Source organism: Rhodococcus sp. GQ147, from assembly GCF_059759155.1.
Genome location: NZ_JCAXDU010000001.1, coordinates 212,344 through 225,000, shown reverse-complemented (window position 1 = coordinate 225,000; position 12,657 = coordinate 212,344). Strand labels below are relative to the sequence as shown.

The following is a 12,657-nucleotide window of genomic DNA, read 5'->3' as shown; positions in this document are numbered from 1 at the left end:
AGCTGCCCGAGCGCCCCGTGGTGATGGGCATCGAGAGTTCGTGCGACGAGACCGGTGTCGGCATCGTCCGCTGGGTGGGTGACGGCACCCTCGAGCTGATGGCCGACGCCGTGGCGTCGAGCGTGGACGAGCACGCCCGCTTCGGTGGTGTGGTGCCGGAGATCGCATCCCGCGCCCACCTCGAAGCCATGGTGCCGACGATGCGGCGCGCCCTCGACGAGGCCGGGATCGAGAAGCCGGACGCGGTGTGCGTAACCATCGGGCCGGGTCTCGCGGGAGCACTTCTCGTCGGTGTCGCCGCTGCCAAGGCCTACGCGGCAGCGTGGAACGTGCCGTTCTTCGCGATCAACCACCTCGCGGGCCACGTCGCGGTCGACACCCTCGAGCACGGACCGATGCCGCCCTGCGTGGCGCTGCTCGTCTCCGGTGGTCACACCCACCTGCTGCACGTCGAACATCTCGGCAAACCCATCGTCGAACTCGGCACCACCGTCGACGACGCCGCCGGGGAGGCCTTCGACAAGGTCGCGCGACTGCTGGGGCTCGGTTATCCGGGCGGTCCCGAGGTCGACAGGCTGGCCCGCCAGGGCGACCCCTCCGCGGTCGTCTTTCCGCGGGGTATGACCGGTCCGCGCGACGCGCGTCACGACTTCTCGTTCTCCGGTCTCAAGACCGCGGTGGCCCGCTTCGTCGAAGCGAAGGAACGTGAGGGCGAGCCGGTGCCGGTCGCCGATGTCGCCGCGGGCTTCCAGGAGGCGGTGGCGGACGTGCTCACCATGAAAGCTGTGCGGGCCGCCCAGGATCTCGGTGTCGACACGCTCGTCCTCGGTGGTGGAGCGACCGCCAACAGCCGGTTGCGCGCACTCGCCGAGGAACGGTGCACTGCTGCGGGTATTACCCTGCGCGTGCCGCGGCCGAAGTTGTGCACCGACAACGGCGTCATGATCGCGTCGCTGGGCGCGCATCTCATCGCCGCGGGGGCGCAGCCGTCCTCGCTGGGCGCTGCGACGGATCCGGGCCTGTCGGTGTCGGTGTCGCAGGTCGTGGCCTGACCTTTCCCGACCGACCCCCACCCGAGGAGGGCGCGCTGCCTAGGTGGGGGCGATCTCCGAGGTCCCGGATCCGGTGGTGGTCTCCCCGGTGGTCGTTTCCCCCGTCGTGGTCTGTCCGTTGGATGGCACGGTCGTGCCCTCCTCCGTGACGGACGCGATCGTGGAGGACACGTCGGTCGGATATGCGCCGGTGGACGACGCGGACGGCGTCTCGGTCGGCGAGGTGGTCGACGGGGGTGTCGGGCTCACACCGGTGCTCGGTTCGGTCGTCTCCGGATCGGTGGGCGCAGGGCTCGTCGTCTCCGGCGGTGTGGTCGGCTCGGTGGTGTCGGGAGCCGTCGTGTCGGGAGCCGTGGTGTCCGGAGCGGTCGTGTCCGGAGCCGTGGAGTCCGGAGCCGTGGAGTCGGGATCGGGCCTCGGTGCGGTCTCGGAATCCGGCGACGTGAACGGTCGGTCCGGGTCGGACTCTTCCTCCGCTGTCGACCCGGGGGTCGGCACCTGATCGATCGGCGTGGGCGTCACGGTGGTGCTCGACGACTCGGGCACAGTGGGCCACGGATCTTGGGTCGACGGAACGGTGTGCTCGACGGTCGGCAACGGCCAGGGAACCGTCGTCGGCGCGGGTGCGTCCCGGGTGCTCCGGGACGTCACGGGTTCGGGCGGCGGGTTGTGGGACGGGACGGCCGACTCGCCGGGACCGGCCTCCTGCGTGGGGACGTCGCCGCTCGTGAAACGCGGCGACACCTGGGCGTCGCTGCTGTCGCGTTCGGTGAAGTGCTGGGTGGCGAAGCCGGCCATGATCGCACTGAGCACCAGGAGCCCGGCGACCGCACCGGAGACACGACCCGAGGACCGGTTGCCGGTGCGCGACAGGGCGCCGACCACGGTGTATCCGACCGAGGACGGGGAATCGGCCGACAGTGCCGCACCGATCGCGGCAGCCGCTCCCGGTTCGGGGACGGTGACGATCTCGCCGTCGAACTCCGCCGAGATCGCCGCGGCGAGGACGGGGGACGCGGCCGCGCCCCCGATGAGGGCCATGGTCTCGGGGACCGGATCGGTGCTCGAGCAGATGCGCCGCGTGAACGCCGCCGCTTCGTCGGCGAGATCGGTCGTCAGTTCGTCCAGTTGCGCTCGGGTGATGGTGACCGTCGCGTCGGGACCGGCCTCGGCGATGTCGATGCGGGTCGTCGTCGCCGAGGAGAGTGCCTCCTGGGCGCCCTGGCACCGGGCCGCCAGCAGGCCGGGGTCGATCTGCCTCCGGGTGCGCATCCGCTCGGTGGCGTTGCGGACATGATCGAGCACACGTGCGGTCAGGGCGTCGCCGCCGACGGTCTCGGTACGTGCGGACCGCAGCAGGGTGCCGGTCTCGCGGTCGAGGACGGAGACGGTCGTGCCGGTGGCTCCGATGTCCACGAGCGCGATCGCGCCGGGTTCGCGACGGACCCCCACTGTGTAGAGATACTCGAGGGCGGCGGTGGTCTCCGGAACGAGGCGGACCATGTGGCCCGTCCGCTCGGCGGCCGTGCGGATCTCGTGCGCCTGTTCCTCGGTGCGGTATGCGACCGTGATGATGGCGGGACTGTCGGCTCCGCGGGCGGTTCCGCGAGGAGACGTGAGCGAGACGGCGTCGAAGACGAGATCTCCGAGATCGCGCCCGGGCTGCGACTCGGAGGCGAGTCTGCGGAATTCCGTTGTGGGCGCGTGTGCAGCATCGACGCGCAGGGCCGAGCCGGCGCCGGAGGCGCCGACGGAGATGCCGAGCGACGTGGGCATTGTTCACCTTCCGTGCGTGATCGACGACCAGGCGTCCAGGGCCTACCTCGGCTGAGGTCACCGAACGATCACGCTCATGGGTTTCCGTTATTCAACCGTAACATGACGTCGGGTTCCACGCAGGTCGGCGTGTTTGCACCCGTTGCCCTTGAGCGCTGGCACTCTCGTGTATAGAGTGCTAGTGACACCGAGCGCCGGCCCGGCACCCGCGACGACGGGACGCGTGCGGAGTCACCGTGATGACTGAACACACCCGTGTCCGAGAACACCGGTTCTCGGACCCCATTACCCCTGAAAGTGGAGGGCTCATCGTGGCGAGCGTGAACATCAAGCCGCTCGAGGACAAGATCCTCGTCCAGGCCAACGAGGCCGAGACGACGACTGCCTCCGGCCTGGTCATCCCGGACACGGCGAAGGAGAAGCCCCAGGAGGGCACCGTCGTCGCCGTCGGACCCGGCCGCTGGGACGAAGATGGCGACAAGCGCATCCCGCTGGACGTCAAGGAAGGCGACGTCGTCATCTACAGCAAGTACGGCGGAACCGAGATCAAGTACGCCGGCGAGGAGTACCTGATCCTGTCTGCGCGCGACGTCCTGGCTGTCGTCGCCAAGTAGGCCGCTTGCATTCCGCCCCGGTGTCCCGTTTCGGACCCGGGGCGGAATACGTTGGGGAACATCCGAGTCCAGGAGTAGTCGCAGAACATGTCCAAGCAAATCGAGTTCAACGAGACCGCGCGGCGGGCTCTCGAGCGCGGTGTCGACCAGCTGGCCGACGCCGTCAAGGTGACGCTCGGCCCGCGTGGCCGGCACGTCGTGCTCGCCAAGGCCTTCGGTGGTCCCACCGTCACGAACGACGGTGTGAGCATCGCCCGTGAGATCGAGCTGGAGGATCCGTTCGAGAACCTCGGCGCCCAGCTCGTCAAGAGTGTCGCGACCAAGACCAACGATGTCGCGGGTGACGGCACCACCACCGCGACCGTTCTCGCCCAGGCGCTCGTCAAGGCCGGCCTGAAGAACGTTGCCGCAGGCGCCAATCCGATCGCGCTCGGTGCCGGTATCGCCCAGGGTGCGGACAAGGTGAGCGAGGCTCTGCTCGCTGCCGCCACTCCCGTCGAGGGCAAGACCGCCATCGCGCAGGTCGCCACCGTGTCCTCGCGCGACGAGGAGATCGGTGAGATGGTCGGCGAGGCGCTGACCCGCGTCGGGGAGAACGGTGTCGTCACCGTCGAGGAATCCTCCACCCTGAGCACCGAACTGGTCGTCACCGAGGGCGTGCAGTTCGACAAGGGCTTCCTGTCGCCCTACTTCATCACGGACATCGACGCGCAGGAAGCTGTCCTCGAGGACGCGCTCGTCCTGCTGTACCGCGAGAAGATCAGCTCGCTTCCCGACTTCCTCCCGCTCCTCGAGAAGATCGCAGAGTCCGGCAAGCCGGTCCTGATCATCGCCGAGGACATCGAGGGCGAGCCGCTGTCGACCCTGGTGGTCAACGCGATCCGCAAGACCCTCAAGGCCGTTGCCGTCAAGGCTCCGTACTTCGGTGATCGCCGGAAGGCCTTCCTCGAAGACCTCGCCGTTGTCACCGCGGGTACGGTCATCAACTCCGATCTGGGTCTGTCCCTCAAGGAGGCCGGACTCGACCTGCTCGGCTCGGCCCGCCGCGTCGTCGTCACGAAGGACAGCACCACGATCGTCGACGGTGCCGGTACCGCCGAGGACATCGAGGCGCGCGCCGCTCAGCTGCGTCGTGAGATCGAGGCCACCGAGTCCGACTGGGACCGCGAAAAGCTCGAAGAGCGCCTCGCGAAGCTCGCCGGTGGCGTCGCCGTCATCCGTGTGGGTGCGGCGACCGAAACGGACCTCAAGGAGCGCAAGTTCCGCGTCGAGGACGCAGTCAACGCCGCGAAGGCGGCCATCGAGGAGGGCATCGTCCCCGGTGGCGGGTCGGCTCTCGTACAGGCCGCACGCTCGCTCGAAGAGCTCCAGGCGTCCCTCTCCGGCGACGCCGCCACGGGCGTCGCCGCGCTGCGCACCGCGCTCACCGCGCCGCTGTACTGGATCGCCACGAACGCCGGCATCGACGGTGCGGTGGTCGTGAGCAAGGTCGAGGAGACGGGTAAGGGCTTCAACGCCGCGACCCTCTCCTACGGCGACCTCGTCGCCGAGGGCGTCGTCGACCCGGTGAAGGTGACGCGTTCCGCCGTCGTCAACGCCGCGTCGGTCGCACGCATGGTGCTCACCACCGAGAGCGCCGTCGTCGACAAGCCGGAGGAAGAGGCCGAGGCCGGGCACGGCCACGGTCACGCGCACTGAGCGACCGGTCAGGGCCGCGGACCCGCCGCCCGGCGGGTCCGTAGGTCGAGCCGGACGTGAAAGTCGTTCCGGACGGCACGAATACAGCGAGGCCCCGCAAGGAATGTTCGCATTCCCTGCGGGGCCTTCGTCGTATCGACGCAACTCCTCCAACCGGCCTCCCGGTCGTACCGTCACGGTCGTGTCGACATGATCACGACCGTGACGGTGTTGACATGGTCACGACCGTGACGGTGTTGACATGGTCACGACCGTGACGGTGTTGACATGGTCACGACCGTGACGGTGTCGTCACGGGGCGGGTGACCGCCTCACACAGCGACCTTCCGCCGTCGTTGCCTCGTGTACATCTCCCGCTCGGTCTCCGACATGCCGCCCCAGATGCCGTACGGCTCGGCGACGGCGAGGGCGTGGTCGCGGCAACGGGCCAGCACGGGGCAGGTGCGGCACAGCTCCTTCGCGCGGTTCTCCCGCTGGGCGCGGGCACGACCGCGCTCTCCGTCGGGGTGGAAGAACACCGAGGAGTCCACACCACGACACTTACCGTGCATCTGCCAATCCCAGAGGTCCGCGTTGGGGCCGGGCAGTGTGTGTGGTGCGGGCATGTGGCACTCCTTTGCAGCAAGCTCGCGTGAATCGTGCGAGCGGACCGTGGACACATCGGGATTCCCGCTGTGATCCGAATCAAACAAACTCACCGTAGGATCTGTATCGATTCGTCGTCAATGTTTTCGATGAGTGGGATAGTCCATAACCGAACAGCCAAGATTTAACCGCGGAAATATTTACTTTCGTGAGGAGTCGTGCCTGTGCGCTGCGGGCGGGGGTGATCCGGGGTATCTTATGCTCCCGATGTGGGTAAAAAGCCCCTTACTCCCTGGTAACCCGGCCTTTCGGCGGCTGGATGCGGACTCCGACTCGGCCTCGGAGGTCGGGGCGGCACCATACATGCACCACGCATGTTTTAACTCGATGTTTAACAAAATGTTCGGAAATGTCTTCTGTGCATCCCTGCGTTCCAATCATCGAGACTATTTGCGCTCGCGGTGATAATTTCTCTCCGACAAATGCCCGGCGTCGGCCCGGAGCCCCGCGTATCGTCGGTATCCGCTGGTGCGATGATTCCGCGATGGCACATTCCGACGCCCGCCGGTACACGGCACCGACACCGTCCGACCGCCATGCGATCCTGGTCGCCGCGGCCTTCGGCTCGTCCCCGGGGGCACATCCGCTCCCTGAGGCGCACGGACCCGAACAGAACTGGTTGCGGGCCGTCGCGCTCGGTGGACAGGGACGTTACGCCGCCGCGCGGGCCGAGCTGGCCCGAGTGCGTGGAACCGGAGGAGTGTGGTCGTCGTTCGGAGCGAGCACCGAGGCCTCCCTTCTCCGTCAGTTGGGCGGACATCGCGCGGCCGCCGTCCTGGACGGACGTGCTCTCGCGGAGGCGGGGTCGCTGCGAACCAGCTCCGGGAGCACTGTCGCCGCACGGCGCGACGTCGGCACTGTCGCCGCACGGCGCGACGTCGATGTTGTCGCTGCATGGTGTGACGCTGCCACGGGGTTGGCGGCCGATGCGCTCGGGCGGGGCCGTCTCGCGGTGTGCGGGTCGCTGCTCGACCGATGCGCAGCCGCTCTCGACGCTGCCGAATCGGAAGCGGGGGAGAAGGCCTTCGTGCGACAGCGGATCCGTCTCGCATGGGTCGGGGCCGAATCCGCTCTCGCGGCAGGCGACTTCACCCGTGCGCGCAGCCGGGCGGACCGCGCGGTGGAACTTGCGGACGGATTCGGATCGATCCGGCACTCCGTGAAGTCGGACCTCGTTCGGTCGGCCTCTTTGACCGGACTGCCCGACCATGGTCCGGCTATGGATCTGGCCGCCGACGTCCTCGCGCGCGCGGAGGAACACGAACTCATTCCGTTGCAATGGGCCGCGGCGATGCTCCTCGACGGGCTGGGGGCAGGGAGAGATGCGGGTCGCGTCCGTGATCTCGATGCGGGTCGCGTCCGTGACTTCTGCGCGACCGTGATCAAGGGGCGTGGGGGTCGCTTCGTGACCTTGTCTGCCTGCTGAGTTCCATTCGCGCGCGGGGGGTGACCGGACCGGTCGGTCGTTGTAGTTACTCTGGGGGTGTTCCACGGTCAGGTGGAAGCCCGCCCGGGGGGGTGGTGCCGTCTGTAACGCCAGGACTTGCGCAATCGATGACTGTTATGGGTGAGGAGTTGGACTCCGCGGTTGCTGCGGCTGCGCAAGGCGACCGGGCGGCTCTCGCTCAGGTTCTTGCAAGTGTCCGGCCCCTCGTCGTGCGGTACTGCCGCGCACGGGTCGGATCTGCAGAGCGCGGCCAGCTCTCTGCAGACGACGTTGCACAGGAGGTGTGCCTGGCCGTGATGACCGCTTTGCCGAGATATCAGGACCAAGGCCGCCCCTTCATGGCGTTCGTGTACGGGATCGCTGCTCACAAGGTCGCCGACGCGCACCGCAGTGCGGCGCGCAACCGCGCGGAACCCGTGGCGGATGTGCCGGAGGTGATGTCGCTCGACGACAGCCCCGAGGAATACGCGATCAACTCCGAGGCGGGCCGGCAGATGAAGCAGCTGCTGGGCATCCTCCCGGAGAAGCAGCGCGAGATCCTCATCCTCCGTCTCGTCATGGGATTGTCGGCCGAGGAGACGGCCGCAGCAGTGGGTAGTACTGCAGGAGCGATCAGGGTGGCCCAGCACCGGGCCATCGCGAGACTCAAGAAGGAAGTCACGAGAGCAGGTGAGCGGAATGGGTAGGGGGCGTTTCTCGGGCGACGGCTTCGACGACGAGTTTCCCGACGACGAAACCTCCGTGGACCTCGCCGCCGTGCGTCGTGACGACGCGCTGATCGATGCGATCTCCGGTAACGGGCTCGTCGAGACGAAGGACAACGAGGAGTACGAACTCGCCACTCTGCTCGCCGACTGGCGTGCAGAGATCCTCGCCGAACCGATGCCCGCCGGCCCCGACCTCGACGAAGTGGTCGCCGCCGTCCACCGGGAACTGGGAACACGGGAAACGCTCGCTCGGGCCCCGGAGGTCACCCCTCTGCGCCCGCGATCGAAGGGGCAACTCCGGTTGCTCCGTCCGCTCGCAGGTGCAGCAGCGCTCGTCGCCATCGCCGTCGGCAGCGCGACCGCCGTGTCCTACGGCGCCGAGCCCGGCGACCCGTTGTGGGGCGTCAAGCAGGTCGTGTTCAGTGAGCAGGCGCAATCCACCGAGGCCCGGATCGACACCACATCGACCCTGGAGCGTGCCGAACAACTCATCGCCGAGGGCAACACGGAGGAAGCACGCGAGTTGCTGACGTCCGCGGAGTCCCGTTCGGGCGACGTCCGGGACGCGGAGGAGCGCGATGCGCTCGGCGACTGGGTGCAACGCCTCGCCGAGGAACTCGGCCGGTTGGTGCCGCAGGTGCCTCCGCCGCCGGCAGCGCCGGTGGCACCCGAGGTGCCGGTGGTTCCCGGTGCCGTCGTGCCCCCGCCGGTCACGAAGCCCGGCACGGATGGGCAGCAGCCTGCCCCGACGACCGGTGCGGAAACCGGCACGACCGTGCCGCCCACTTCCACGACGGTGGATCCGACCATCCTTCAAGCGCCGCCGCCTCCGGTTTCGAACACCACGACGCCGTCGCAGACCGCGCCACCGCCCCCGTCGAGCACGCCGGGTCCGTCGGTGCCCAGCGAGGCTCCTCCGTCGACCTCGGCTTCTTCCCCGACTCCCGCTCCGACGACGACGGCATCGTCGCCGCGGTCGACGCAGGACGGACCGGGAGCAGATTTCGCTCCGGGGTCCGTGACCACTTCGGAAGGCGGCTAGAAGTACAGAACGACCCGGGCCCGGCAGCATGTGCTGTCGGGCCCGGGTCGTTCGTGGAAGTGACGTGATGCGTGGTCCGCGTGGGGAACAGTCGGTCAGGAATCCAGACCGTAGGGGTCGACGGGAAGAGCCTCGTTCATGGACGCGTCCGCGTAGCCGCGGCAGTAGTCCCAGGTGACGTAGGCGTCGGGGGACGGATCGAAGGCAGGCTCGTGCGGTCTGACGGTGCCGTCGACGAGCAGCTGCAGCAGGTTCGCCCGCAGCATGTCCCAGTCGTGGTAGTGGTCCTGGTGGCAGTCCTCGCAGCACACCACGAGTCCGCGGACGCCGCGGGGAGCCAACAGCGCCTCGTAGACGGCCAGGTCTGCGAGGTCCTCTTCCACCGCGAGCCGCTCCGCAGGATCCAGGGGCTGGCCCGGCTCGATCGCGTCCAGTGCTGCGGACGGATCGTCGGGGTCTCCTGCGAACGGGTCCGGTGGGAGTCCGGGAGGCAACTGATCACGCACGACTCCACGGTACGCAGACCGAGGGGGTCTGCGCCAGCGGTCGCCAGGGGACACGCCGTGAAATCACACGGGGTGATGTGACGAACATCGGGGAACAGGGTGGGAGCCGAGCTTGTTCCCCGAACAGATAACATGAAGGGGTGCGTGCCGCTCTCCAACCGCCCGTCGGTGCGACGAGCGCGCACAGCCTTCATTCATTCCTGCTGTCGGACGGTTCTGCCGTCCGCTCCCATCGACTGTCACGGAGGGTCCGAACCGCATGAGTAGTACCGGAGGGCGCGTGCACACCGGCGGTGACGACCCGAACAAGGTCGCAATGCTGGGTCTGACCTTCGACGACGTGCTGCTGCTTCCCGCGGCTTCCGACGTCGTCCCGAGTCAGGTCGACACGTCGAGTCAGCTCACCCGCGAGATCCGCCTGCGGATCCCGCTGGTCAGCTCCGCGATGGACACCGTCACCGAGTCCCGCATGGCCATCGCGATGGCCCGGGCCGGTGGTATGGGCGTGCTGCACCGCAACATGCCCACCGAGGTGCAGGCCGCGCAGGTCGAGACCGTCAAGCGGTCGGAGGCCGGCATGGTCACCGATCCCGTCACCTGCAAGCCGACCGACACGCTGGCCGAGGTCGACGCGAAGTGCGCGCGATTCCGCATCTCGGGTCTGCCGGTCACCGACGACGAGGGTCAGCTCGTCGGCATCATCACCAACCGCGACATGCGCTTCGAGGTCGACCAGAACCGCCCGGTCGCCGAGGTCATGACGAAGGCTCCGCTGGTCACGGCCCGCGAAGGCGTCACCGCTGAGGCCGCGCTCGGTCTCCTGCGTCGCCACAAGATCGAGAAGTTGCCGATCGTCGACGGTCAGGGCAAGCTCACCGGCCTGATCACCGTCAAGGACTTCGTCAAGACCGAGCAGCACCCCAACGCCACGAAGGACCGCGACGGCCGTCTGCTCGTCGGTGCCGCCGTGGGCGTCGGCGACGACTCCTGGACACGCGCCATGACGCTGGTCGATGCCGGAGCCGACGTTCTCGTCGTCGACAGCGCCCACGGCCACTCGGCCAACGTGCTGTCGATGATCTCGAAGCTCAAGAGCGAGGTCGGCGACCGCGTCCAGATCATCGGCGGCAACGTCGCGACCCGCGAGGGCACCGAGGCGCTCATCAACGCCGGCGTCGACGCGGTCAAGGTCGGTATCGGCCCCGGCTCGATCTGCACCACGCGTGTCGTCGCGGGTGTCGGCGCGCCGCAGATCACGGCGATCCTCGAGGCGTCCACGGTGGCGCGCGCCCACGGCGTGCCGGTCATCGCCGACGGCGGTATGCAGTTCTCCGGCGACGTCGCCAAGGCTCTGGCGGCCGGTGCGTCCACCGCGATGCTCGGTTCGCTGCTCGCCGGCACCACGGAGTCCCCGGGTGAGCTGATCCTGGTGAACGGCAAGCAGTTCAAGAGCTACCGCGGCATGGGCTCGCTGGGCGCGATGCAGAGCCGCGGCGAGGCCAAGTCGTACTCGAAGGACCGCTACTTCCAGGACGACGTGCTCTCCGAGGACAAGCTCGTGCCCGAGGGCATCGAGGGACGCGTGCCGTTCCGCGGCCCGCTGCAGCAGGTCACGCACCAGCTCATCGGTGGCCTGCGCGCAGCGATGGGTTACGCCGGCGCGACGACGATCGAGCAACTGCAGGAGGCGCAGTTCGTGCAGATCACCGCCGCCGGCCTCAAGGAGAGCCACCCGCACGACATCACGATCACTGCCGAGGCGCCGAACTACGTGGTCCGGTAGTTTTCGCGTTCGCAGCAGGGTCCCGTTCCGATTAGGACGGGAGCATCGTCCAAGAGGAGAAAGGGGCGCGCGTGCGCGACCTCGTTGAAATCGGCATGGGTCGCACGGCCCGACGTACGTACGAGCTGGGCGACGTCGACATCGTCCCGTCGCGCCGGACGCGGTCGTCGAAGGAGGTGTCGACGGCCTGGCAGATCGACGCCTACCGTTTCGACATCCCGGTGCTGGCGCACCCCACCGACGCGCTGGTGTCGCCCACCTTCGCGATCGAGCTGGGCAAGGCCGGCGGTCTCGGTGTCATCAACGGCGAGGGCCTGTGGGGTCGTCATGCCGATGTCGACGCCGTCGTCACCCGTCTCGCGGAGATCGCGAGCACGGATCCGCGCGCAGCCGTCCGTTACCTGCAGGAACTGCACACGGCTCCGCTGCAGGGCGATCTGCTGGCCGCGGCCGTCGCACAGGTGCGGGATGCCGGGGTGACCACCGCGGTCCGCGTCAGCCCGCAGAATGCGCGCGCCCTCACGCCCGAACTCGTGAAGGCGGGCATCGATCTCCTCGTCGTCCAGGGCACCATCATCTCGGCCGAGCATGTGGCCCACGGTGAGGACGAGCCGCTGAACCTCAAGACGTTCATCTCGGAGCTCGACGTGCCGGTCATCGCCGGTGGTGTCAGCGACCACCGCACCGCGCTGCATCTGATGCGCACGGGTGCGGCCGGTGTCATCGTCGGCTTCGGCTCCACGAAGCAGGCGACCACCACGTCCTCCTCGCTCGGTATCGGCATCCCGATGGCCACGGCCATCGCCGACGCCGCTGCGGCCCGGCGCGACTACCTCGACGAGACCGGGGGCCGTTACGTCCACGTGCTCGCCGACGGCGACATCGAGAACGCCGGCGACCTCGCGAAGGCGATCGCGTGCGGCGCCGACGCGGTGGTGCTCGGCGCGCCCCTGGCTCTCGCCGAGGAGGCCGCGGGTAAGGGCTGGTACTGGCCGTCCGTGGCCGGGCATCCGTCGATGCCGCGCGGCGCTGCGGTCCGGGTCGCCGAGGACGGGCGACCGGGCCTCGGTCGGGTGCTGTTCGGCCCGTCCGATGACCCTTCCGGTTCGCTCAATCTTGTGGGCGGCCTGCGTCGATCGATGGCGAAGGCCGGATACTCCGATCTGAAGGAATTCCAGAAGGTCGGTCTGTCGGTCCGCGGATAAGGACCTTCCCGGTACATCCCGATGGCCGGTCACAGCGTCGCAGGACGCGGTGACCGGCCATCGATTTTTCTCACACTTCGTTTTCGTGCAACTCCACGTAACGGGTAGAGTCGGGGCTGTGCCTGTAGTCACACCGCCGAAGCGCATACTTGCCGGTAACAACTCTCGCCGCTGGAGGTTCC

The 12,657-nt window shown here is 68.4% G+C and carries 11 protein-coding genes; 8 read left to right on the top strand and 3 right to left on the bottom strand.

Annotated elements, in window-relative coordinates; all coding sequences use genetic code 11:
• Positions 1-23 precede the first annotated feature (23 nt).
• On the top strand, positions 24-1,052 hold the full coding sequence (tsaD, locus tag AC6CID_RS01075) for a tRNA (adenosine(37)-N6)-threonylcarbamoyltransferase complex transferase subunit TsaD (RefSeq protein WP_033097166.1): 1,029 nt from the start codon (positions 24-26) through the stop codon (positions 1,050-1,052).
• Between the two features lie 39 nt (positions 1,053-1,091).
• On the opposite strand, the gene AC6CID_RS01070 is transcribed toward tsaD, so the two are convergent.
• Positions 1,092-2,828, bottom strand: a complete 1,737-nt coding sequence (locus tag AC6CID_RS01070; protein WP_498353473.1) for an Hsp70 family protein — start codon at positions 2,826-2,828, stop codon at positions 1,092-1,094.
• Positions 2,829-3,139: 311 nt separating this feature from the next.
• On the opposite strand from AC6CID_RS01070, the gene groES reads away from it, so the two are divergent.
• Complete coding sequence (groES, locus tag AC6CID_RS01065; protein WP_006550071.1) at positions 3,140-3,442, top strand: co-chaperone GroES; 303 nt, start codon at positions 3,140-3,142, stop codon at positions 3,440-3,442.
• A gap of 87 nt (positions 3,443-3,529) precedes the next feature.
• The gene (gene groL / locus AC6CID_RS01060; protein WP_217579597.1) at positions 3,530-5,140 is read left to right on the top strand and encodes a chaperonin GroEL; all 1,611 of its coding nucleotides are present in this window, start codon (positions 3,530-3,532) and stop codon (positions 5,138-5,140) included.
• Positions 5,141-5,451: 311 nt separating this feature from the next.
• Here groL and AC6CID_RS01055 read toward each other — a convergent pair whose 3' ends face one another.
• Positions 5,452-5,745, bottom strand: coding sequence for a WhiB family transcriptional regulator (locus AC6CID_RS01055; protein WP_006550073.1), 294 nt, complete (start codon positions 5,743-5,745; stop codon positions 5,452-5,454).
• Positions 5,746-6,269: 524 nt separating this feature from the next.
• Here AC6CID_RS01055 and AC6CID_RS01050 point away from each other — a divergent pair.
• The 3 genes from AC6CID_RS01050 (at position 6,270) to AC6CID_RS01040 (ending at position 8,981) form a co-directional block, all read left to right on the top strand.
• Entirely contained in the window at positions 6,270-7,211 is a 942-nt protein-coding gene (locus AC6CID_RS01050) for a hypothetical protein (protein ID WP_498353472.1), read from the top strand.
• 128 nt (positions 7,212-7,339) lie between these two features.
• Complete coding sequence (locus tag AC6CID_RS01045; protein WP_019288580.1) at positions 7,340-7,918, top strand: sigma-70 family RNA polymerase sigma factor; 579 nt, start codon at positions 7,340-7,342, stop codon at positions 7,916-7,918.
• Positions 7,911-8,981 carry an anti-sigma-D factor RsdA gene (locus tag AC6CID_RS01040; protein WP_498353471.1) on the top strand — a complete coding sequence of 357 codons (1,071 nt, stop codon included), beginning with the start codon at positions 7,911-7,913 and terminating at the stop codon, positions 8,979-8,981. Before AC6CID_RS01045 ends, AC6CID_RS01040 begins: the two co-directional genes overlap by 8 nt.
• A gap of 95 nt (positions 8,982-9,076) precedes the next feature.
• Here AC6CID_RS01040 and AC6CID_RS01035 read toward each other — a convergent pair whose 3' ends face one another.
• Complete coding sequence (locus tag AC6CID_RS01035; RefSeq protein WP_006550077.1) at positions 9,077-9,487, bottom strand: DUF5319 domain-containing protein; 411 nt, start codon at positions 9,485-9,487, stop codon at positions 9,077-9,079.
• Positions 9,488-9,746: 259 nt separating this feature from the next.
• On the opposite strand from AC6CID_RS01035, the gene guaB reads away from it, so the two are divergent.
• Both guaB and AC6CID_RS01025 read left to right on the top strand, forming a co-directional pair.
• Complete coding sequence (gene guaB / locus AC6CID_RS01030; protein ID WP_033097050.1) at positions 9,747-11,270, top strand: IMP dehydrogenase; 1,524 nt, start codon at positions 9,747-9,749, stop codon at positions 11,268-11,270.
• 71 nt (positions 11,271-11,341) lie between these two features.
• Positions 11,342-12,475: a GuaB3 family IMP dehydrogenase-related protein gene (locus tag AC6CID_RS01025; protein ID WP_094980202.1), complete on the top strand. Its 1,134-nt coding sequence runs from the start codon at positions 11,342-11,344 to the stop codon at positions 12,473-12,475.
• Positions 12,476-12,657 lie beyond the last annotated feature (182 nt).

Bases quoted from the DNA above. Each gene is read 5' to 3' on its own strand.
- AC6CID_RS01070 (WP_498353473.1), bottom strand. From the start codon at position 2,828: ATGCCCACGTCGCTCGGCATCTCCGTCGGCGCCTCCGGCGCCGGCTCG.
- AC6CID_RS01055 (WP_006550073.1), bottom strand. From the start codon at position 5,745: ATGCCCGCACCACACACACTGCCCGGCCCCAACGCGGACCTCTGGGAT.
- AC6CID_RS01045 (WP_019288580.1), top strand. From the start codon at position 7,340: ATGACTGTTATGGGTGAGGAGTTGGACTCCGCGGTTGCTGCGGCTGCG.
- AC6CID_RS01050 (WP_498353472.1), top strand. From the start codon at position 6,270: ATGGCACATTCCGACGCCCGCCGGTACACGGCACCGACACCGTCCGAC.
- tsaD (WP_033097166.1), top strand. From the start codon at position 24: ATGGGCATCGAGAGTTCGTGCGACGAGACCGGTGTCGGCATCGTCCGC.
- guaB (WP_033097050.1), top strand. From the start codon at position 9,747: ATGAGTAGTACCGGAGGGCGCGTGCACACCGGCGGTGACGACCCGAAC.
- AC6CID_RS01040 (WP_498353471.1), top strand. From the start codon at position 7,911: ATGGGTAGGGGGCGTTTCTCGGGCGACGGCTTCGACGACGAGTTTCCC.
- groL (WP_217579597.1), top strand. From the start codon at position 3,530: ATGTCCAAGCAAATCGAGTTCAACGAGACCGCGCGGCGGGCTCTCGAG.